The organism is Pseudomonas sp. FP2300, assembly GCF_030687595.1.
GTDB lineage: Bacteria > Pseudomonadota > Gammaproteobacteria > Pseudomonadales > Pseudomonadaceae > Aquipseudomonas > Aquipseudomonas bijieensis.
The window spans coordinates 235,708-258,107 of record NZ_CP117440.1 but is presented as its reverse complement, the minus strand read 5'-3'; the positions used below and the strand labels follow the sequence as shown (position 1 = coordinate 258,107).

Genomic DNA, 22,400 nt, shown 5'->3' with positions numbered 1-22,400 from the left:
GCTGGGCTGCACAGCAGCCCCAAGACCCGGCACTGCGGTGTGTCAGGCCTGACGACACCCAGCCTTTAGGGGCCGCTTCGCGGCCCAACGGGGATAAATCCCCTCGCCACAGAATGTGTTTTTCATGCCTAAAGTGGTGCGTCTCAAACCCGAGCCGGCCCCACCTCATCCCGCAGCACATTCTCCTCACCCACAAACCGATTCGCCCGCCTGAACGTGCCAAAGTCATTGAACCGCACACCCATTTCCCGCATCACTTGGTGAGCCACCGGCACCGTCAGTTGGCGAATGTAAAACGGCTCCTTCACCACGAAATGATGAATGCCGTGGCTGCTGCCGAAATTGAAGCAGAACGCCTGCAACGGCCACAACCACCAGGGGTTCAGCACCTGGGTCTGCTGGATGACGTTGCCCGGTTCGATGTCGCCGTAGTAGTGCATGTTCGAACTGATGAAGTGCAGGCAAAAGGTCCGCAATACATTCGGGCCGATGATCACCACCACCGCAATGTCGATCACCTGCATCGTCGCCAGCGTAGTCGTCGACCAGTCAATCGACGTGCCCAGCAGGCTGGCGACACCGTTGGCCCCGTGGAAACCGAGAAACACATACCAGGCGCCCCAGTGCAGCAACGCCAGTGGGAAATAAACCTTCAGCGTGCGCTTGAGGATGCTGCGCTTGTGCGCCCAGGTCTTGGCCCGCAGCAGACGGATGAGGGCCGACATCACGTTGTCGCCGACCATCAGCAACCGCGCCAGCCCCCAGGGTTCGCCGTTGGTGATGGCCCGTTCCTCCATATCGGCCTCGCTGCCGGACACCTTGTGATGGTTGAGGTGCAGGTGGCGGCGGATCCACGGGTTGATGGTGCTCGGCCGCGCCAGCCACACCAGGCCCATCATCAGGTTGTGGGGCAGGCGTTGCTTGCGAAAGTACATGCTGTGGATCAGGTCGTGTTCCAGCTCGTGGGTCAGGGAGGCGAAAAAAGCGTTGAGCAGCAGGCACGCCCATCCGGCAAGATGACCGTTGATGTAGAGCAGCGCCAAACCGATCATTCCGGCCAGGGCAAACGCCAGGATGCCCGCGCCCAATGCATCCTGGTGGCGCAAAATCGGGTAGCGCTGACGCAATTGCTCGCCCCGGGCCAATACCACCTGGCGAATATGGGCGGATCGCTGCTGTGCATTCAATCGCTCGGGGCTTGCGCAAGTGCCGTGCATGGCTTACATCCTCTGTTATCGATGTGCTCATCCTGCCGGGCGTTGTCCCCTCGGGTGGTAGCCGTAAACGCCAACCTGTTGACCGCAAGCGCCAATCGTCATGACTGAACCGACCTCCCTTGCCAGCTGGACCCGCGCCCTGCGCAAACAGCTCGATGCGTTGGGCCTGGACAGCCATGCCCTGTGCGTCGAAGCCGGGCTCGATCCACAACTGATGGACGACCCGAACGCCCGCTACCCGCTCTCAGGCACCACACGCCTGTGGGCGTTGGCGGTGCAGGCCAGCGGCGACCCGGCCATCGGCCTGCGGGTCTCGCGCTTCGTCAGCCCCACCACGTTCCACGCGCTGGGTTATGCCTTGGTCGCCAGCGGCAGCCTGCGAGAAGTGTTCGAGCGGATCGTGCGCTATCACCCGGTGGTCAGCGATGCGCTGACCCTGCAATTGAGCCGTGGCGAAGACCGTTATCGCTTCAGCCTCGACGTGCCGCCGGGCCGACCGGCGCCAGCCTTCGAGGCCATCGATGCGTTCGCGGCGATTTATGTGCGCACCTGCCGCAACCGCCTGGGCCGCGATTACGCACCGCTGGCGGTCTACCTGCGACGCCCGGAGCCAGCGGATCCCGCGCCCTGGCACAAGGTATTCCGCTCGCAGGTACATTTTGGCGCCGACCAGGATCGCCTGGAGTTCGAGCTCAGCGACTTCGACAGCCACCTGGACGACGCCAACCCGGAACTGGCCGAACACAACGAAACAGTGCTCGAGCGCACCCTCGCCCAGCTCAAGCCACTGACCTGGGAACGCAAGGTCCGCGCGGCCATCGAGGCCCAACTGCCCGAAGGCGAACCCAGCGCCGAACGCATCGCCCAGGCCATGCACCTGAGCCTGCGCAGCCTGCAACGGCACCTGGCCGACGAAGGCTGCCGCTTCGACGCACTGCTCAACGAATGCCGGGAAAACCTCGCGCTGCTGCACCTGCGCGATCCGCAATGTTCGCTGAGCGAAGTCAGTTATCTGTTGGGATTTGCCGATGCCAGCAGCTTCAGCCGCGCGTTCAAACGCTGGACCGGAATGACGCCGGGACAGTTTCGGGATGGGTTGCGCTAGGGATTTTCGACGCCTGGGCTGGCCCCATCGCGAGCAAGCTCGCTCCCACAATGGGGACGGTGTGACCACGATAGTTGCGACAACACCAACCCCCTGTGGGAGCGGGCTTGCTTGCTCGCGATGATTTTCGCCCAGGCAACCCAAGCCCCGTGGCGAGGGAGCTTGCTCCCGCTCGGCTGCGCAGCAGCCGCAAAACCGGTCCAAGCACTCCGCCTGTAAACATGCTGGGGCCTGCTGCGCAGGCCAGCGGGAGCAAGCTCCCTCGCCACACCGTTTGTGCATGGCCGCTCCCACAGACTTCAGGTTGTGGTCAGGGCCCGCAACCGCTCGATATCCAGGATTTCAATCTCGCCATAACCCAGGTGGAGAATGCCCTGGGCCTGCAGGTCCTTGAGGACCTGGTTGGTAGTCTGGCGCGACAGCGCGAGCATCAGCGCCAGTTGCTCCTGAGGCAGTTGCAGAACCCGGCGCGCCGGTTCGATTTCGCCGTAGCCTTCGGCGATCATCAGCAGGCGGTGGGCCACGCGGGCCGGTGCGGGCATCAGGCTCAGGTGCTCGAGGTTGATGAAGGTCAGGCGCAGTTTGTGGCTCATCAATAATGCGAGATGCCGCCAATAGATCGGTTGTTCTTGCAGGAAGGCCAGCAACGGCGCCTGGGGCAAGTGCAGCAGCGCAGATTGACCTACGACCACCGCATCATGGGTCCGCGGCTGGCCATCGAACAGGCAGATTTCACCGAACCAGTGGGGCGCCTCCACCACGCTCAGCAACGCCTCCTTGCCCTGTTCGTTCACCGCACCGACACGCACCGCGCCTTCCAGCACGGCATACAACCCGCAGGGTGGATCGCCACGCTGGAACAGCCGATGGCCCGGCGGCAGGCGGCGCAGCCGCGCCATGTCCAGCAGACTATTCTGTAACTCATCAGGCAGATGGCTGTACCAATGGCCGGCCATCAGGTGTGAGTGCCAGGGATGCGAATTCATGGAAACTCCGGGACAAGTGTCGGCTAACTGACAGAACGCCTTGGGGTACCTGGGCATCATGCAGGCATCACCTCAGGAGGAACAACAATGAAAAGCCTCGTCGATCATCTCAGTCAATACGCCGCCTATCACCGCGACCCGCGCAACATCGCCAGCCATTTCATTGGCATTCCTCTGATCTTCGTCGCCGTCGCCGTATTGTTGTCACGACCCGGCTGGCCGATGGGTGCGGTTCTGGTGTCGCCCGCGTTGCTGGCGGCCGTGGCCAGTGCGTGGTTCTACCTGCGCCTGGAAATACGCCTGGGTGTGTTGATGACGGTGCTGCTGGGCCTGGCGGTTTGGCTGGGCCAGATGCTCGCCGCGCAAAGCACTTCGATGTGGCTGGGCAGTGGCCTGGGCATGTTTGTAGTGGGTTGGGTGATCCAGTTTGTCGGTCACTATTACGAAGGCCGCAAGCCGGCGTTCGTCGACGACCTCACAGGGTTGATTGTCGGGCCGTTGTTCGTGGTGGTTGAAGCGGGTTTCCTGCTGGGACTTCGTGGCGAACTGAAGCAGGCTATTGAAGAGCGCGTCGGGCCGGTAACCCTGCGCAACCAGCGCTCGGCGGCCTGAAGCCCCCTCTATGGGAGCGAGTCTGTGGGAGCAAGGCTTGCCCGCGATGGCATCGCCTCGGTCTATCAGCTACACCGAGGTGTTTGCATCGCGGGCAAGCCTTGCTCCCACAAGCTCGCTCCCACAGGAGGTGAACCCTACCGCTCAAGCGTTACAGCGCACCAAACTCGACCCGAATCGTCAGCGCACCGGTGTTATCTTTCAAGCCAGACCCGTACTGCCCGGTCAGGTCATCGTTGATGCACAGTTGCAGCTCCCCTTGCTGGTCGCCCGGAACCTGCGCCAGATCACCCACCAGGAACGGCTTGCCACCATTGCCCACGCGACCGATCAAGGCGCCTTCGGCCGCACCGGGCAACGCATAGCTGCTGTAGTCGATGTGCCTGGAACCGCCCTTCCCATCGACATTGCCACCCTGCGGACTCGCGCACCATAACCCGCTGACGTAACGAACCAGGCGCGGTACCAACCCGTTGACCTGCACTCCAGTGCCCTGCCAGGCGATGTTGGATTGGACCTGCATCGTCACCGCCTTCAGGTCGTTGGCCACGGTGTCCCCGGCCTGGAACGACAGCGCCGCAATCGTCAGGCTCGGATTCGAGGTGCCGGTGCTGGGGAACACGCCATCGCCCACCAGGAACAGGTTCTTGTGGTCCCAACTGCGTTGATACTTGTCCACCACCGACTTGGCCGGGTCATCGCCCATGCGATAAGTCCCCATCAGGTGCCCGGCGCCCTGGAAGCTGTAATCCTCGTCTTTGTACCTGAAGGTCCCTTTGCCAATAGGTGCCGTCAGTTCCACGGCCCCGAGCAGGTCCTTGATGATGTGGCTCGCCAGTATCTTCGCCTGCCTGAAACCTTCCTTGGTGTAATCGGACAGGTCGTAGTGGATTTCCGGCCGGAGAATGCCGAGCCCGTCCGTGAGCTTGTCCGTCGAGGGCACGATGTAGCTATTGGACTGGTCGGGATGCTCCTCCACCTGCTCCACCAAAAAACCGATCCGAAACTGGCGGATGAACAGGTCGTTGAGCCGTTGAATCAGCGCCGTGCCGTAAAGCGCCTCAGTGGGCGGCGGCGGGTTCTCTTTCGATGGCAACGGGTTGGTGCAACTTTTGTTCTTGCCGTCGATAAAATCGGCCACGGTGACGTAAGGGTCGCCCACCGGCCAGTTCCAGCCCTCGTTGCCGATTTCGATGCGCCATGCCGCTCGCTGGCTGCGAAAGTCGCCATCACGCAGGCTCTCGATGCCCGCCGTGGACACCGGGCCACGGTATGGAAATACCGTCTTGCCTTCCGGCATCAGCCCCCAGGCCAGGTAAATCGGGTGGTCGGACAAACTGCGTCCCACTTGCCCACTGCTGTTGGCCACGCCGTTGGGCCAGGCCGGGGTCTTGGAGTTGAGCAACAATTTAGGGGTTTCAATGGCATGGGCCGCGATCACGTAACGCTGCCCGATGGCCACGCCGGTTCCCGTCTGCGGTCCGTCGCCAAGCTGGTATTGAATGAATTCGACGCCATTGATGTTCTTGTCCGGGCCCACCGTCACTTTGCTGGCCACGGTCCGGTACATGACCCGGACCTTGCCGGTGGACAGGGCCTTGTTCATGGTCACGGTCGCGTCGTACTTGGCCTGGATCGGGCAGATCGGCGTGCAGTTGGTATTGCCGGCACACACCCGACGCCCGGCGTAGGGCTGGGAGTTGCGCCCGGCCGGCGTAGGGCTGACCACCAGCGGCAAGCCGTCGAACGTCTGCCCGGTCACGGCGCTGACGAAACTGCCATCGACCAGCGACAACGGGATGCTGTGCATCGGGAAGGAATAACCTTCGGGAAAGGTCATGCCCAGGTAGGCCTGGTCGGCGACATTGGCCGACACCCCGATTTCCGCCTCGGCCCGGCAATAGGCGCTTTGCAGGTCGTCGTAACCAATGGGCCAATCCACCCCTACGCCGTACTTGCTCCTCAGGCGAAAATCGTTCGGTACCATGCGCAGGCACGTCCCGACCCAATGCCAGGTCGTGCCGCCGCCCACCCGTTCATAGGTGCTGTTGAAGGGCAGCGGACCTTTCTGCACCAGGTAGCTGGTTTTCGGCTCGTTCCAGCCGAGGATCAGGTCGGCGATGGTGGCCCGAGGGGCATTTTCCTTGGCCGGGTCACGCGGTGTATCCAGGGTCGACACCGGCGGATAAGGGGATTCCGGGGTTTTCAGCGTGGCGGTGTAGAAGCGCTCCAGGTATTGCGTGCGGTTGACCGGGATCTCCGGACCCGATTCGAGCACCAGTACATCGACGCCGGCCATGCCCAACTGATAAGCGATGATACTGCCGGCCAGCCCCGCGCCAACGATGATCACCTCTGCTTGTTCGGTACTCATGACGAGGCTCCCTGATCGTTGGCGGGCACGCCGGTGTAGTCCTCAAGGCTGGGCGGCGTGGTGTTCCAATAGCCGAAAAACATCTCGCTGTAGCCCATGGGATGGGCCTGGGCAATTTTCCAGGCCCAGCTCTGGATGTAGGCCTGGTCGGACACCACCGTCGAATCGGTCGATTTGTAGCTGCCAGTGGCATACGGCTGATACCAGACCCCCAGCAACCACAGCTTCATGATCGAACGCGCGGCTTGGGCGGTCTGCGTGACGGCTGGGCGCGATCCGTCCATCAGCACCGCCTTGGCGATCTGGTCGGGCGGGATGTGGTCGGCCGCCAGCGTGGCGTATTGCGTCAGTAACGTGTTGAGCACCTCAGGGGTGATACGCGGGGTGATGAACGCGAGAAAAGTCGACGGCAAACCTACCTGGTCGATCGTCGGTGCCAGCCGATCGGTGGGAATGCCGGTCAGGGCCGATGACAGGCCTACGAAATTGTCCAGATCACTGCTCATGGTTGACTCCTTGTCCGCCAGTGGACTGTGCGCGTTCGAGTAAATAGGTGAAATCCGCGAAGCTGGTACGCGGTGACTCGGTGACATGGGTGGCCGCATTGCCGTGACAGGCCATGCAACTGGAAGATGCCTGGGGCACCGTGCCCTGGATGTAGGTTTCCAGCGTGGCGTTGGCCAGGAACAACGGCGCGGGACTGCCCAACGGGTTGGCGGCTGATATCTGGCAGTTCGGCTGTGGTGCCGACGGCCACTGGGTACTGATCAGTTGATAGTTCGCCCAGACGCTCTGCGGGTTCACCGTGCGCAACAGCGCTTGATAGGTGGTATTGAGGTTTTTGGTGGCGTCGGTCAGCGGCACGTCGCGCACGATTTGCGAGGGCGTCGCCTTGACCGCCGGGTTCCAGGGCCGTGGCGGCGGCTGGTTGATATCGCTTTTGCTGGCCGCGTTGTAGAACAGATATGGCCCAGTCCGCTGGGCGACGGGGGTGTTTTTGTCCGGCACATTCTTCACATGCTCGAAGGTTGACCAGACCCATTGCGCCGCGCTGGCGGTCTTATGGACCATGTGCAATCCCACCAACCCGACCGGCTCGGAGACGCACGACTCCTCGACAATCGGCCCATGGCTCGGGTCGCTGTTGCCCGGGGTATAGACCAGCGCATCGACGGTGTGAAAATCCTGCCGGTTGTCATTGGGGCCCAGCACTTTCCACGACGCTTTCACCATCACCGCACCGACCTGCTGGCTCTCGGTGGAACCGCAGCTGAAGGCCACGGCGTTCTTCGGATTGGCGGCAAAGAACTTCTGCTGGCCTTCGATGCTATACAGGCCATTGTCGACGATCCCGTTGAACATCGATTGGTTGACCACGATTTCGTTGCGCGTGTAGACGCCGTTCTGGTCCACCAGCGGGCCGCTCTCGAAGGGCTGGATAAACTCATCCAGCACATCGGGTACCTTGCCCATCTGCTGCAACAACCGGCCGGGCTTGAGTGACTTGCACGCGTCGGGGAGGCTTGCCGGGGCGTTCCAGGGCAGCGGCGTCTGGCCCTTGGCCCGGAAGATCTGGTAGCTCTCTTTCCAGCTTTCCCACACCGTGGCGCCATCCTGCTTGCCGATAGAGGTGCCGGTATTGGGATTGCCGTTGTCCAGCGCGGGCCAGTTCAGGGCAATGAAGGTCTGCCATGACAGGTCGTCGAAATCGCGCTGAAGGCTGACCAGAGTGGGATGTTGGCCGGTAACCGTGACATCGAATGGTATCTGCGGCGATAACGAGGGGGTGGCGCTGACGGATGGGCTCAATAAAACGCTTATCAAGGCACAGCCAAACGGGCCGTGCCGACTGACTTCCATTCTCATGCTTTATCTCCTTGGCATCAGGGCGCCAGGAGATAACACCGGTCCTTACCTAGACTCTCACTGCCTCCTGGCAAGTCAGAGTCTAGGTAGGGTTTGAGATGGGAAAAGGTGGTGGAGTAGAACCAATCGAAGCAAGGTCGGGCGGTGTTATTCGGATTCGACTCGAGGTGTCAGTGAGGGCGCCATCGCGAGCAGGCTCGCTCCCACAATGGATCTCCATAAGTACACAAATATTGTGTTCACTGAAGTTCTACTGTGGGAGCGAGCCCGCTCGCGATGCTTTTTGCTTTTAAAGGTTTGAGACTTTCTGCCAGACCTTCGGCTTGAAGAACAGCGTCTCGCCCTTCGCCAGGCCCACCAGGCTGTCGTGGTCCTTAACCACTTCGGCTTCGATCAATTCGCTCTGGCCTTCCACCTTCAGGGTTACCCGAGTGGTGGCGCCGAGCGGGCGAATATCCCGCACTTCGGCGGCATGGTGGTCTTCCAGCTCCGAGCGCGACAGGGACACTTCGTGAGGGCGGAACAGCACATGCCGGTCCTCACCCAAGTGCAGGCGGTTCGAGTCGCCGAGGAAGTGATACACAAAGTCGCTGGCCGGGTTTTCATACACATCACCCGGTGAGCCGATCTGCTCGATCACGCCTTTGTTCATCACCACGATCCGGTCGGCGACTTCCATGGCTTCTTCCTGGTCGTGGGTCACGAACACCGAGGTCAGGTTGATGTCCTCGTGCAGCCGCGCCAGCCAGCGACGCAGTTCCTTGCGGACCTTGGCGTCGAGGGCGCCGAAGGGTTCGTCCAGCAGCAATACCTTGGGCTCCACCGCCAATGCGCGGGCCAGGGCAATGCGCTGGCGCTGGCCGCCGGATAACTGCTCGGGATAGCGGTCGGCGAGCCAGTCCAGTTGCACCATGTTCAGCAATTCGTGGACCTTGGTCGCGATCTGGCTTTCGTTCGGGCGCTGGTTCTTGGGCTTCATGCGCAGGCCGAAGGCAACGTTATCGAACACCGTCATGTGGCGGAACAAAGCGTAGTGCTGGAACACGAAACCGACGTTGCGATCACGTACGTCGTGGCCGGAAACGTCCTCGCCGTGGAACACGATGTTGCCCTGGTCCGGGGTTTCGAGGCCGGCGATGATCCGCAGCAGAGTGGTCTTGCCGCAGCCCGACGGGCCCAGCAGCGCCACCAGTTCACCGCTCTGGATGTCCAGGCTGATATCGTCCAGGGCCTTGAAGGCGTTGAAATTCTTGCTGACGTTACGAACTTCGATCGACATGACTTATTCCTCCGCGGCGCTGGCGCGCAGGCGGTTGATTCGGTTTTCGCTCCACTGCTTGAGCAGCAGGATGAAGAGCGCCAGGATCAGCAACAGGCTCGCTACGGCGAACGCGGCCACGTGGTTGTATTCGTTGTAGAGGATCTCGACGTGCAGCGGCAGGGTGTTGGTCACCCCGCGAATGTGCCCGGACACCACCGACACCGCGCCGAACTCACCCATGGCCCGGGCGGTACACAGCACCACGCCATAGATCAGCCCCCACTTGATGTTCGGCACGGTGACATGCCAGAACATCTGCCAGCCATTGGCACCCAACAGGCGCGCGGCTTCTTCTTCCTGGGTGCCCTGCTCCTGCATCAGCGGGATCAGCTCACGGGCCACGAACGGCACGGTGACGAAGATGGTCGCCAGGACGATGCCCGGCAGCGCGAACACGATCTGGATGTCGTGATCCGACAGCCATGGCCCGAACAGGCCCTGGGCGCCGAACATCAGCACATAGACCAGGCCGGCGATCACCGGCGATACCGAGAACGGCAAATCGATCAGGGTCACCAGCATGCTCTTGCCACGAAATGAATATTTGCTCACGCACCACGCAGCGCTGACACCGAACACCAGGTTCAGCGGCACCGAGATCAGCACCGCGATCACCGTGAGCTTCAACGCCGACAGCGCGTCAGGTTCAAAAATCGCCGTGAAGAACGCTCCCAGGCCGAGTTTCAGGCCCTGGGACACCACGATGAACAGCGGCAGCAGCAGGAACAGCGCAAAGATCAGCCAGCCGAGGCCGATCAGGATTCGCCGCGAAGTCGCACTGCCGCGGCGAGCGGCGTTGGTGGAGGCCGCGGAAATAGACGATTGGGACATGTTCGCGCCTCCTTATGGGGTTTCGATGCGCCGCTGCAGCAGGTTGATCAGCAGCAACAGGACGAAGGAAACCACCAGCATCAACACGCCGATGGAGGTGGCGCCGGTGTAGTCGTATTGGTCGAGCTTGACCATGATCAGCAGCGGCAGGATCTCGGTTTTCATCGGCATGTTGCCGGCGATGAAAATCACCGAGCCGTACTCGCCCACGCCACGGGCAAAGGCCAGGGCGAAGCCGGTCAACCAGGCCGGCAGCAACGCCGGCACGAGGATGTGACGGAACACCTGCCATGGCTTGGCACCGAGGCAAGCGGCGGCCTCTTCGACTTCACGGGGAATATCGGCCAGCACCGGCTGCACCGTGCGCACCACGAACGGCAACGTCACGAAGGTCAGCGCCAGGGTGATGCCCAGCGGGGTGTAGGCGATCTTGAAGCCCAGGTCGGTGGCGAACTGGCCGACCAGGCCGGTCGGCGCATACAGCGCCGTCAGCGCAATACCAGCCACGGCGGTGGGCAGGGCGAACGGTAGGTCGATCATCGCGTCGATGATCTTGCGACCGGGGAAGGTGTAGCGCACCAGCACCCAGGCCAGCAGCGTACCGATCACGCCGTTGATGATCGCGGCGTACAGCGCCGTGCCGAAACTGAGCTTCAAGGCAGCCAGCACCCGCGGCGCCGAGATGATCGCCCAGAACTGTTCCCAGGTGAGTTGGGCGGCATGCACGAACATCGCCGCCAGGGGTATGAGCACAATCAGACTGAGGTACACCAGGGTGTAGCCCAGCGTCAGCCCGAAGCCGGGTATGACGGGGGATATGCGACGCGACATAAAGGTCCTTGGTTGAAAACACACTGTGGGAGCAAAACTGGGTGGGAGCAAGGCTTGCCCGCGACGGGGGGCGACTCGGTTTCTAAAGGACCGCATCGCCTTCATCGCGGGCAAGCCTTGCTCCCACAACAACATCCCCTTGCCACAGATTCAGTGTCCGGCATTAGCCTGCAATCAGCTCATTCAGGCCTGTCCAGCTTACTGCGCCTGATAGATCTGGTCGAACACGCCGCCATCATTGAAGAATTTCGGCTGGGCGGTTTTCCAGCCACCGAAGTCCTTGTCGATGGTCACCAGGTCCAGTTTCGGGAACTGCCGGGAATACTTGGCGGCCACGTCCTTGTCACGTGGACGATAGAAGTTCTTCGCGGCGATTTCCTGGCCGGCCGGGCTGTACAGGTGCTTGAGGTAGGCTTCGGCAATCTCAAGATTGCCCTTTTTCTCGGCGTTCTTGTCCACCACCGCCACCGGCGGTTCGGCGAGGATCGACAACGACGGCACGACGATGTCGAACTTGTCCGCGCCGCCATCTTCTTTCAGCGCCAGGAAGGCTTCGTTTTCCCAGGCCAGCAACACGTCGCCCTGACCGTTGTTGACGAAGGTAATGGTCGAACCACGAGCACCGGTGTCGAGGATCGGCACGTGCTTGAACAACGCTTGCACGTACTCCTTGGCCTTGGCTTCGTCACCCCCGTTAGCCTTGAGACCGTAGGCCCAGGCGGCGAGGAAGTTCCAGCGAGCACCGCCGGAGGTCTTCGGGTTCGGGGTAATGACCGACACATCGTTCTTGATCAGATCGCCCCAGTCCTTGATGCCCTTGGGGTTGCCCTTGCGCACCAGGAACACGATGGTGGACGTGTAGGGTGTGCTGGCCTCCGGCAGGCGCTTTTGCCAGTCCGCCGGCAGGGACTTGCCCAGCTTGGCGATTTCATCGATGTCGCCGGCCAGGGCCAGGGTCACTACGTCAGCCCGCAGGCCATCGATCACCGCCCGGCCTTGCTTGCCCGAGCCACCGTGGGATTGTTGAATCTTCACGCTGTCGTCCGGGTGCGCTTTCTTCCAGAAACTGACGAATTCGGCGTTGTAATCCTGATAAAGCTCGCGAGTCGGGTCATAGGAAACGTTGAGCAGCTCATAATCCTTGGCGACGGCCGAACCTGCAAAAACAGCACTGGCCAGGGCGGCCAGGGCATAACGACGAATTGACGACATAGTGAAAGCTCCTGGAATTCTGGTTTTCTTATGGCTTCTGGAAATCGGGTGGTCGGTAAAAAGATCACAGCCTTCGGCAGCTCCTACGCCAAGCCCCCCTGTAGGAGCTGCCGAAGGCTGCGATCTTCTAGATTTTTTCAAGACGGCTTATGACTCGGCTGTTGCAGGCGGAACTTTTCCTTGCGTTCGATCTGGACCACCTGGGCGTTGTGCACAGTGATTTCCACTGCCCCAAAGCGTAGATCGCGCAATGCGCTCTGGATCTCGCGCAAGATGGTTGCTTCGTCCTGGCCGTCAACGCTACGTAGAGATACGCTCATGCTGCTGCTCCTTTGAATGAATGCCTGGCAGTGGGCGGCACTGCTTACGGCGTGGGAGCAATACTAGATAAAGCGAGATATTCTTAAAAAGACTATTTAAGAATTTTTATATAACCAAAAAACCAGACAAGTCACACGACATATTCAGGCGATAGCCGGTGCATGGCTCCAGTCCAGTTGCACCGCCGCAACAGGCCGCCCAAACCAGTAGCCCTGGCCCAGCTCACAGGCATGTTCGAGCAGGAATACCGCTTGCTCGCGCTGCTCGATGCCTTCGGCGTGCACCTGCATGCCCATGCTGCGGGCCAGGGCAACGATCACCCTGACGATCGCCGCGTCGTCCTCATCCCACGGCAACCCGGCGACAAAACCCTGATCGATCTTGAGCTTCTGCACCGGCAAGCGCTTGAGCCGCAGCAACGACGAATAACCCGTGCCGAAATCGTCGATCGCCAGCCGCACGCCCAACTCCCGCAGGCGGTGCATCTGCTCCAGCGCCACTTCCGGGTCTTCCATCACCGCGCTTTCGGTCACTTCCAACTCCAGGCAAGCGGGGTCCAGACCCGTGTCGTGCAGTACCCGGGCGACTTGCTCGAACAACTCGTGATGGGCGAACAATCGACTGGAGACGTTGACCGCGACAAATGACAGCATCACGCCGGCTTGCTGCCACTGGCACATTTGCCGACAAGCCTGCTCCATGACCCACGCGTCGATCTGGGCGATCAGCCCGGTGCGCTCAGCGATGGGAATGAACTCGGCCGGCGACACCAACCCACGCGTGGGATGCTGCCAGCGCACCAAGGCCTCGACACCGATCAGGCGACTGGTCGCCAGGTCGTGTACCGGCTGGTAGTGAACGCGCAGCTCCTGTTCCTGCAGCGCGCGACGCAGTTCGAAAGCGATCTCGACCCGTTGCTGAGCGTGGGCCGTGAGCTCTTCGGTGTACAAGGCGTAGCCATCGCGCCCGGCACTCTTGGCCTTGAACAAGGCCGAATCGGCGTTGCGCAGCAGTTGCCCGGCGCTGAGGGCATCGCCGGGAAACAGGCTGATACCGATGCTGGCATTGATGAACAAGGCGTGGTCATCGAAGCGCAGTGGCTCTTTCAATGCATCAAGGATGCGCCGGGCCAGCGCCGCTGCCTGGCCTGGCTGCGAGCAGTTTTCCACCAGTACCGCAAACTCGTCGCCCCCCAGCCGGGCCAGGGTCACGCCCGGGGCGAAAAGCCCGCGAAACCGCTCGGCCACGCCTTTGAGCAGCTCATCGCCCACGTTATGACCCAGGCTGTCATTGATGTTCTTGAAGTGATCCAGGTCCAGCAGCAGCAACGCGCAGCCACGCTTGTGCAACTGCGCCGACGTCAGGGCCTGCTCGGTGCGATCAGAAAACAGCAAGCGGTTGGGCAAGCCCGTCAGCGGGTCGTGATGGGCCAGGTAAGCCAATTCGTGCTCGGAATCCTTGATGGCGCTGATATCCGAAAACACCGCGACATAATGGCTGATCTGGTCGTTATCATCGCGAACGACGCGGATCGTCTGCCATTGCGGGTAGATCTCACCACTTTTGCGCCGATTCCAGATTTCCCCGCTCCACTCGCCCTGGCTGGCCAGGGTGGCAAACATGTCGCGATAGAAATCCGGACCATGGCGACCGGACTTGAACAGATTGGGACGCTGGCCCAGCACTTCCTCACGCACATAACCGGTGATCGCCATGAAAGCCCGGTTCACGTGCACGATCAGGCCGTTGCGGTCCGTGACCAACACCCCTTCGCGGGTGCAATCGAAGACGGCGGCAGCCTGGCGCAGGCGCTCTCGATCGGCGCTGTGCTCGCTTTTCCCAAAGAACCGCGAGATCCGTGCCCGCGCCAGGAAGACCAACCCAGCGCTGAGCAGGATCCAGGCATAACCGTTGATCAGTAACCAACGCTGTCTGTCGGCCAATTGATCGAAGAAACTGCTCAATAAATAACCAATCAGTTGCAGCCAGACGACTGACAGCACGAGATAAAGCAGCGCTACGCGCATGGCACTGCGTTGATAGGCAGTCATTCGGCCTTCCATGTCCCTACGAAGAGGTGGGGATTATAGAGGAAGAAACATCCAGCCACTCTTATCTGAAAGGCCGACTGGTTTTATCTGTAGGGCCGGTGATAATGCAACGGCAGTTTCTATCTTTATCGAGGGCCCTACAGCCTATGTGGTACGAAGGTTTTCTTGGCCTGTCGGCCTGGTCACTGGTGGCAGTCACCCTGCTGATGACCCACGTCACGATCATTGCCGTCACGGTCTACCTGCACCGTTATTCAGCGCATCGCTCCCTGGAGCTCAATGCCGGCCTCAAGCATTTCTTCCGTTTCTGGCTGTGGCTGACCACGGCGCAGAACACCCGCGAGTGGACCGCCATCCACCGCAAGCACCACGCCAAATGCGAGACCGTCGACGACCCACACAGCCCGGTCATCAAAGGCTTGTCCACCGTGCTGCGCAAAGGCGCCGAGCTGTATCGCGCCGAGGCGGAAAACCCGGAAACCCTGCGCATCTACGGCAAGAACTGCCCCGAAGACTGGATCGAGCGCAACCTTTATAGCCGCTTCCCTCTGCTGGGCGTGGCGATCATGGCGGGCATCGATCTGCTGCTGTTCGGCACCATCGGCATCACCATCTGGGCTATCCAGATGATGTGGATTCCCGTCTGGGCCGCCGGCGTGGTCAATGGCCTGGGCCATGCCGTGGGCTACCGCAATTTCGAATGCCGCGACGCGGCAACCAACCTGGTGCCCTGGGGCATCCTGATCGGCGGCGAAGAACTGCACAACAACCACCACACCTATCCCAACTCGGCCAAGCTGTCGGTACGCAAATGGGAATTCGACCTGGGCTGGGCCTGGATCCGGGTGTTCAGTTTCCTGCGCCTGGCCAAGGTCCAGCGGGTTGCACCGATCGCCCACCGGGTCGAAGGCAAGGGCCACCTGGACATGGACACGGCCATGGCGATTCTCAACAACCGTTTCCAGATCATGGCGCAGTACCGCCGGCTGGTCATCGCGCCGCTGGTCAAGCAGGAACTGGAGAAAGTCGATCACTCGGTGCGGCACCAATTCCACCGGGCCAAACGCCTGCTGTCGCGGGAAACCAGCCTGCTGGACGACCGTCACCACGTGCGCATCCAGAACATGCTCGAACACAGCCAGGCGCTGAAGGTGATCTACGAGAAACGTCTGGCCTTGCAGCAGATCTGGGTCAAGACCAGCAGCAACGGCCACGACATGCTCGCCGCCATCAAGGAATGGGTCCACGAGGCGGAGGCCAGTGGCATCCAGTCCCTGCGCGAGTTTGCCGACCAACTCAAGACCTACTCGCTAAGGCCTGCCACGGCCTGACAAGACCACTGTGGTGAAGGGCTCCTGTGGCGAGGGGATTTATCCCCGCTGGGCTGCGCAGCAGCCCCAAGACAGTCGATTCGAGTGATCCAGACACACCGCGCCATCAGGTTTCAGGGCTGCTTCGCAGCCCAGCGGGGATAAATCCCCTCGCCACAGGTTCAACCCCATAATTTGACTCGCTAAATCCCCCGCCCTTCGTCGCCTGAAAAGGAACTTCGCCCAGAATCCCCTATCTCAAAGAGCACTTCGCCATCCAGGCGGGCTTTGGAGAAAAGTGCGTGCGAACCAACAGCAGTGCACGCTCTTTGAGATTTGTGCCGATGGTCGACAAGAACCTACAGGATTATTCCCTACCTCAATGGCCCGAGGCGGCCCAGACGCTCATGGCGCTGATGCATGCCCAAGGCGAAGTGGCGCGTCTGAGCGAGCGTGAGCAGTTGTTCAGCTCGCTGCTGGTCAGCGTCAATGCCGTGCTCTGGGCGTTCAACTGGGAAACCCGGCAAGTGCTGTATGTCAGCCCGGCCTACGAGCGGATCTTCGGCCGCCCCGCAGGCCTGGTCCTGGCTGACTACAATGAATGGCGCGACGCAATCTACCCCGACGACCTGGAATACGCCGAACGCAGCCTGGCCGAAGTATTGGTCAAGGGCGCCGTCGAGGACCGTGAATACCGCATCATCGCTGGTGATGGCCAGGTCCGCTGGCTGAGCGACAAGTGCTTCATCAACCGCAAGGCCGAGCCCGGGCAACCGGTGATCGTGGTCGGTATCGCCGAGGACATCACCGAAAAGAAGCTGCTGGAAAGTGAATTGCAGCGCCTGGCGACCACCGATGTGCTGACCCAGAGCAGCAATCGCCGGCATTTTTTCGAATGCGCCAACCGTGAGTTCGAGCAGGCCAGGCTACAAGGGATGCCCATGGCGTTCCTGTTGCTGGACATCGATGACTTCAAGGTAATCAACGACACCTACGGTCATCAGGAAGGCGACAACGTGTTGCAGAAAATCGCCGAAAGCGGACGGTCCGTGCTCAGGCGCGGTGATCTGTTCGGGCGGATCGGTGGTGAAGAGTTCGCCGCGGTGTTCCCCGGCTGCGCCCCAGACATGGCATTGCAGGTCGCCGAGCGGTTGCAACGGGAAATCCAGCGCCTGATGTTTCGCTGCGGCGAGCAGGCCTTTGGCATTACCGTCAGTCAGGGTCTGACCAGCATCACCGCCGACGACCAGAGCCTCGACAACCTGTTCGCGCGCGCCGACGCAGCCATGTACGAAGCCAAGCGCAAGGGCAAGAACCGCATCATTGCCGCTTGACGCAATCGCAGTGCAATTGAATCCAGCCATCCCCCGGAGGTTGGATGGCTTTATTTACGGCGCAACCGCATCAACTCCGGCAAGCCAATCTTCAGCAACCGCGCCGTACGGCCACGGGCCAGTTCTTCAAGACCTTCATGGGCAGGCAGATGCGCCATCTGCGCCGCCATGTTCATCACTAAGGCTTCACGGGAATAAACCCCGCCCCCAAGGCTGTAGACCGCCGCGATCAACTCTCGCAGCTCCAACGGCAGACGCCAGCGGGCCCGTAACGCCGAGCCAAAACTGGCGCCGAACTTGACCAGCGAGTCGCCTACTTCCTCCGGCTCGTCCAACTCGCCACCGGCCTGTTTCCACTCCTCCAGACAGCGCAGCAACGCCAGGTCGCCCAGGCGATGCAATAATCCGGCGCAATAACAGCGCTCCTGCTCCAGGTCCAGCAACCGCGCCATCGTCCGGGCGTATTCGGCCGTGTGCAGCGATAGCTCCCAGTAACGCTCGGCATAATCCGCCAGGCACGGGACACTAAGCCTGGCACAGCGCTTGAGGGTAAGGCCGAGGATCAGGTTCATGCTTTGCCCGGTGCCGAGCTGGTGCAGCGCCTGGGCCACGGTCTGCACCGGGCCACCACCCTGATGCTGGGCAGCGCTATTGGCGGCGGCGATCAGCACCGCAGTGATTTGCGGGTCGGTGCGGATTTCTTCTTCGAGCAGTTTCAGGTCCAGGCCGCCGGGGTTGAGGCTGCGCTTGACCGCCACTTGCACATCGGTCATCAAAGGCGCGCCCTCGGACAGATCACGCCGACGTTCCAGAAAAGTGGGCAGGGTCAACCCCGCTCCCGGGATCGGCGCGTCGTTGGACGTTTCCTCACCGCCGCCCAACAACAACCCCTGCAAACGCTGGGTCAGGTTTTCCCGGTTCAAGGGCTTGGTCAAATACGCGGTCGGCGCCAGCGGCAAGACCTCGCGCACGCTGGCGCTGTCGTTTCGACGGCTCATCAGGATGAACGGCAGCGGTGGGGTACGGTGCTGCTGGCGAAGGCCACGCAGGATCGCCAGGCCATCAACCCCCGGCAGCTCCCAATCGGCGATCACCAGATCGTAGGGATGGCTCGCCAACAATTCCAAAGCCTGTTTGCCCTCGCCACAGGTGTCCACCCGAGCATCGCAGCGCACACTCGACAACACCTGTTCGAGTAGCTCACGGGACGCCGGATCGGCCTCGGCGATCAACACTCGTGGTACAGCGGGTAAGTCCACAGCAGTCATGCAGCATGCTCCCTTGCCATACTTGCACCTTAGACGCTGGTGGCCGTTCCAGACAGCCCAAAATCCACTGGCAGGTTCGCGGATATGAAAAAAACCCGCCAAAAGGCGGGTTTCTGTGGATCAGTGCACAACCCGGGCTCAGAGCTCGGAGAAGCACTCTTCGATGATTGCCAGGCCCTTGTCCAGTTGCTCATCCGGCGCGGTCAGCGGCACCAGCACCCGCAGAACGTTGCCGTAGGTGCCGCAGGACAGCAGGATCAGACCCTTGTCGCGCGCCTTGGCCACGACCTGAGCGACCGCGGCGGCATTCGGCTTGTGGGAGTCGCCGTTTTCGAACAGCTCCACGGCAATCATCGCGCCCAGTGCACGCACCTCACCGATGACCGGGTACTTCTTCTGGATAGCCTTGAGGCCAGTCACCAGACGCTCGCCCACGGCCTTGCAGCGATCAAGCAGGTGTTCTTCTTCGAACACTTCCATCACCGCCAGCGCCGCCGCACAGGCGATCGGGCTACCGGCATAGGTGCCGCCCAGGCCACCCGGTGCGATGGCATCCATGTACTCGGCCTTGCCGCACACACCAGCCAACGGGAAACCGCCAGCGATGGATTTGGCGAAGGTGGTCAGGTCGGCGGCAACGCCCATCTGCTCCATGGCAAAGAAGGTGCCGGTACGGCCGGCGCCAGTCTGCACTTCGTCAGCGATCAGCAGGATACCGTGCTGGTCGCACAGGGCGCGCAGACGCTTCATGAACTCCTTCGGCGCCACATAGAAACCACCCTCGCCCTGCACTGGCTCGATGATGATTGCCGCGATGTCACGCGGTTCGGCGTCGTTCTTGAAGATACGCTCGATGCTGGCGATGGAATCATCGATGCTCACGCCATGCAGTTCGTTCGGGTACAGCGCGCGGAAGATACCGCCGGGCATCAGGCCCATGCCCGCCGAATACGGCACGACTTTGCCGGTCAAGCCCAGGGTCATCATGGTGCGACCGTGGTAAGCACCGGTGAAGGCGATGACACCGGCACGACCAGTGGCGGCGCGGGCGATTTTCACGGCGTTTTCCACCGCTTCCGAACCGGTGGTGACCAGCAGGGTTTTCTTGGCGAAATCACCTGGGACCTTGGCGTTGATTTTTTCGCACAGTTCCACGTATGGCTCGTAGGCCAGGACCTGGAAGCAGGTATGGGTCAGTTTGTTCAGTTGCTCGGTCACGGCGGCGATGATTTTCGGGTGCACGTGGCCGGTGTTCAGCACGGCGATGCCGCCGGCGAAGTCGATGAATTCACGGCCTTCGACGTCGGTTACCGTGGCGTTCTTCGCCGATTCGGCGAAGATCGGGTGAATCTGGCCGACACCACGGGGAACAGCGGCGGTACGGCGGGCCATCAAGTCAGCGTTAGTCTTGCTCATTACAGTCCTCATTCGCCGCTCATCGGTCGGCGTAGTTCAAGGAATACATGGCGGGGAGGCAACTGCGACAGCATGCGATGATCGACTGCCACAGGGTTCCGGCCACAAGAAACAGAACAGGTAAAACACGCAAAGGGACAGCGCTCTCGTGCCCTTTGCGCTTGAAGCGGATCAGATACCCAGGCAGAGGTATTTGATTTCCAGATAGTCCTCGATGCCGTACTTGGAGCCTTCACGGCCCAGGCCCGAAGCCTTGATACCGCCGAACGGCGCGACTTCGTTGGAAATCAACCCGGTGTTGACGCCGACCATGCCGTACTCCAGGGCTTCGGCCACACGGAACACACGGCCCAGGTCACGGGCATAGAAGTACGAGGCCAGGCCGAACTCGGTGTCGTTGGACATCGCGATCACTTCAGCTTCGTCTTTGAAGCGGAACAGCGGCGCCAGCGGGCCGAAGGTCTCTTCCTTCGCTACGGCGGCGTTTTTCGGTACGTTGGTCAGGATGGTCGGCTCGAAGAAGTTGCCTTCCATCGCCTTGCCACCCGACAGCACGGTCGCGCCTTTGCTGACTGCATCGGCGATGTGTTCCTGCACCTTGGCGACCGCCTTGCCATCGATCAACGGACCGGTGGTGGTGCCATCGTCCAGACCGTTGCCGATCTTGAGCTTGGCGACCGCCGCCTTGAGTTTTTCGGCGAAGGCGTCGTACACCGAATCCTGGATGTACAGACGGTTGGCGCAGACGCAGGTCTGGCCGTTGTTGCGGTATTTGGAAATGATCGCGCCTTCCACGGCCTTATCCAGGTCCGCGTCGTCGAACACGATGAACGGCGCGTTGCCGCCCAGCTCCAGGGAGACCTTCTTGATGTCCTTGGCGCATTCGGCCATCAATTGGCGACCGATCTCGGTCGAGCCGGTGAACGACAGCTTGCGTACGATCGGGTTGCTGGTCAGCTCACCGCCGATGTCGCCGGCACTGCCGGTGACCACGCTCAGCACGCCTTGTGGAATGCCGGCACGGTGTGCCAGCTCCACCAGTGCCAGGGCCGAGAACGGGGTTTGCGAAGCCGGCTTGATGACCATGGTGCAACCGGCAGCCAGGGCCGGACCGGCCTTGCGGGTGATCATCGCGGCGGGGAAGTTCCACGGGGTAATGGCCGCGGTCACGCCGATCGGCTGCTTGATCACGATCAGGCGCTTGTCGGGCTGGTGGCCAGGAATCACGTCGCCGTAGATGCGCTTGGCTTCCTCGGCGAACCATTCGATGAACGAGGCGGCGTAGACGATTTCGCCCTTGGCTTCGGCCAACGGCTTGCCTTGTTCCAGGGTCATCAGGCGACCGAGGTCGTCCTGGTTTTCGATCAGCAACTCGTACCAGCGGCGCAGCTTGTTGGCGCGCTCCTTGGCCGTCAGCGCACGCCAGGCCGGCAGTGCCTTGTCGGCGGCTTCAATCGCCCGACGGGTTTCGGCAGCGCCCATCTTCGGCACGGTGCCCAGGACTTCGCCCGTCGCCGGGTTGGTGACATTGATCGTCTGACCATTGTCCGCATCGACCCACGCGCCATCGATAAAGGCTTGCTGGCGGAACAACTGGGTGTCTTTAAGCTGCATGTCGGCTTTCCTTAACAGCACCGCGCACGCGCGGAGCGAATTAGATTTGTAGAAAGGCGCCTCGGGGGCTGCCGTCAGGGAAATCATTCACCGGGCTGAAGCACAGAAATAACGCACATAAGCACAGACGTGCGGTTCAGCACCCAGACAAGAGCGTTTGAAATCTCAAACGAATCCTAGGGCCGATGGGGGTGAAGGACAATAGGCTGTTCGAAAAAAAGAACGAAAAATACGAATTTGCCCGCTTTTTCTGATCAGCGTAGCCGACACCAGCCCAGACTCATGAAAACACCGGCAAATCAGCAGCATGGACGCCCGCCATGCATATGAGTATCATGGCGCCCGCGTCGCACCAGTAGCTCAGCTGGATAGAGTACTGCCCTCCGAAGGCAGTGGTCGTGGGTTCGAATCCCGCCTGGTGCACCATATCCCATTCTAGACCTGTCCCGGACAGTCTACGAAACACCCCAAGAAGCCCGCCCTGTGCGGGTTTTTTGTTTTTTGGTTGTCCACGAGCCAGCACATCAGATGCGCAAATCCAGAAGCACCGAGCGCGCCCTCGTTAATATGATTTTGTTTTTTGACAGCTTCCTGATCCGACCTATAGTCACCATCGCGACCTGCAGGAAGGAACCTGAATCGTCAGCCAGTCGGCATGGAGCCAGGCCAGCTCGTATCCGTGACAAAAAAATTCCTTCCGATAGTGCACACGCAGGCCGCGACGCGGTGAA

18 protein-coding genes and 1 tRNA gene are annotated in these 22,400 nt (G+C 61.2%); 5 read left to right on the top strand and 14 right to left on the bottom strand.

Annotation, left to right across the window (positions count from 1 at the left end):
- Positions 1–143: 143 nt before the first annotated feature.
- Positions 144–1,217, bottom strand: a complete 1,074-nt coding sequence (locus PSH86_RS01145) for a fatty acid desaturase (protein WP_305487233.1) — start codon at positions 1,215–1,217, stop codon at positions 144–146.
- 100 nt (positions 1,218–1,317) lie between these two features.
- On the opposite strand from PSH86_RS01145, the gene PSH86_RS01140 reads away from it, so the two are divergent.
- Entirely contained in the window at positions 1,318–2,322 is a 1,005-nt protein-coding gene (locus tag PSH86_RS01140; protein ID WP_305487232.1) for an AraC family transcriptional regulator, read from the top strand.
- A gap of 299 nt (positions 2,323–2,621) precedes the next feature.
- On the opposite strand, the gene PSH86_RS01135 is transcribed toward PSH86_RS01140, so the two are convergent.
- Positions 2,622–3,308: a Crp/Fnr family transcriptional regulator gene (locus PSH86_RS01135; RefSeq protein WP_305487230.1), complete on the bottom strand. Its 687-nt coding sequence runs from the start codon at positions 3,306–3,308 to the stop codon at positions 2,622–2,624.
- Positions 3,309–3,395: 87 nt separating this feature from the next.
- Here PSH86_RS01135 and PSH86_RS01130 point away from each other — a divergent pair, with 87 nt between their 5' ends.
- Entirely contained in the window at positions 3,396–3,920 is a 525-nt protein-coding gene (locus tag PSH86_RS01130) for a DUF962 domain-containing protein (protein WP_305487228.1), read from the top strand.
- A gap of 151 nt (positions 3,921–4,071) precedes the next feature.
- Here PSH86_RS01130 and PSH86_RS01125 read toward each other — a convergent pair whose 3' ends face one another.
- The 9 genes from PSH86_RS01125 to dibA all read right to left on the bottom strand — a co-directional run bounded on the left by PSH86_RS01125 (position 4,072) and on the right by dibA (position 14,727).
- Complete coding sequence (locus PSH86_RS01125; RefSeq protein ID WP_249015806.1) at positions 4,072–6,294, bottom strand: GMC oxidoreductase; 2,223 nt, start codon at positions 6,292–6,294, stop codon at positions 4,072–4,074.
- Positions 6,291–6,800, bottom strand: a complete 510-nt coding sequence (locus PSH86_RS01120; RefSeq protein WP_109756557.1) for a sorbitol dehydrogenase — start codon at positions 6,798–6,800, stop codon at positions 6,291–6,293. The genes PSH86_RS01125 and PSH86_RS01120 overlap by 4 nt, the downstream gene beginning before the upstream one ends.
- Positions 6,790–8,160 carry a cytochrome C gene (locus tag PSH86_RS01115; protein ID WP_109756558.1) on the bottom strand — a complete coding sequence of 457 codons (1,371 nt, stop codon included), beginning with the start codon at positions 8,158–8,160 and terminating at the stop codon, positions 6,790–6,792. Before PSH86_RS01115 ends, PSH86_RS01120 begins: the two co-directional genes overlap by 11 nt.
- A 289-nt stretch (positions 8,161–8,449) precedes the next feature.
- Positions 8,450–9,439, bottom strand: coding sequence for a sulfate/molybdate ABC transporter ATP-binding protein (locus PSH86_RS01110; protein ID WP_109756559.1), 990 nt, complete (start codon positions 9,437–9,439; stop codon positions 8,450–8,452).
- A 3-nt stretch (positions 9,440–9,442) separates the two neighbouring features.
- Entirely contained in the window at positions 9,443–10,312 is an 870-nt protein-coding gene (cysW, locus tag PSH86_RS01105) for a sulfate ABC transporter permease subunit CysW (RefSeq protein WP_063323502.1), read from the bottom strand.
- Positions 10,313–10,324: 12 nt separating this feature from the next.
- Positions 10,325–11,143: a sulfate ABC transporter permease subunit CysT gene (cysT, locus tag PSH86_RS01100; protein WP_013692011.1), complete on the bottom strand. Its 819-nt coding sequence runs from the start codon at positions 11,141–11,143 to the stop codon at positions 10,325–10,327.
- A gap of 198 nt (positions 11,144–11,341) precedes the next feature.
- Positions 11,342–12,355, bottom strand: a complete 1,014-nt coding sequence (locus tag PSH86_RS01095; RefSeq protein ID WP_116833893.1) for a sulfate ABC transporter substrate-binding protein — start codon at positions 12,353–12,355, stop codon at positions 11,342–11,344.
- A gap of 137 nt (positions 12,356–12,492) precedes the next feature.
- Positions 12,493–12,675 (bottom strand): sulfur starvation response protein OscA, encoded by a 183-nt coding sequence (gene oscA / locus PSH86_RS01090; RefSeq protein WP_109756561.1) that lies wholly within the window; start codon positions 12,673–12,675, stop codon positions 12,493–12,495.
- Between the two features lie 144 nt (positions 12,676–12,819).
- Complete coding sequence (gene dibA, locus PSH86_RS01085) at positions 12,820–14,727, bottom strand: phosphodiesterase DibA (RefSeq protein ID WP_109756562.1); 1,908 nt, start codon at positions 14,725–14,727, stop codon at positions 12,820–12,822.
- A 146-nt stretch (positions 14,728–14,873) separates the two neighbouring features.
- On the opposite strand from dibA, the gene desA reads away from it, so the two are divergent.
- Complete coding sequence (gene desA / locus PSH86_RS01080; protein WP_109756563.1) at positions 14,874–16,058, top strand: delta-9 fatty acid desaturase DesA; 1,185 nt, start codon at positions 14,874–14,876, stop codon at positions 16,056–16,058.
- A gap of 323 nt (positions 16,059–16,381) precedes the next feature.
- Entirely contained in the window at positions 16,382–17,371 is a 990-nt protein-coding gene (locus PSH86_RS01075) for a sensor domain-containing diguanylate cyclase (protein WP_109756564.1), read from the top strand.
- A gap of 50 nt (positions 17,372–17,421) precedes the next feature.
- Here PSH86_RS01075 and PSH86_RS01070 read toward each other — a convergent pair whose 3' ends face one another.
- The 3 genes from PSH86_RS01070 to gabD all read right to left on the bottom strand — a co-directional run bounded on the left by PSH86_RS01070 (position 17,422) and on the right by gabD (position 21,669).
- Positions 17,422–18,639 (bottom strand): HDOD domain-containing protein, encoded by a 1,218-nt coding sequence (locus PSH86_RS01070; protein WP_176688819.1) that lies wholly within the window; start codon positions 18,637–18,639, stop codon positions 17,422–17,424.
- Positions 18,640–18,777: 138 nt separating this feature from the next.
- Complete coding sequence (gene gabT, locus PSH86_RS01065) at positions 18,778–20,055, bottom strand: 4-aminobutyrate--2-oxoglutarate transaminase (RefSeq protein ID WP_109756566.1); 1,278 nt, start codon at positions 20,053–20,055, stop codon at positions 18,778–18,780.
- A 171-nt stretch (positions 20,056–20,226) separates the two neighbouring features.
- Positions 20,227–21,669 carry an NADP-dependent succinate-semialdehyde dehydrogenase gene (gene gabD, locus PSH86_RS01060; protein ID WP_109756567.1) on the bottom strand — a complete coding sequence of 481 codons (1,443 nt, stop codon included), beginning with the start codon at positions 21,667–21,669 and terminating at the stop codon, positions 20,227–20,229.
- Positions 21,670–22,018: 349 nt separating this feature from the next.
- Here gabD and PSH86_RS01055 point away from each other — a divergent pair.
- Positions 22,019–22,095, top strand: a tRNA-Arg gene (locus tag PSH86_RS01055).
- Positions 22,096–22,400: the final 305 nt, after the last annotated feature.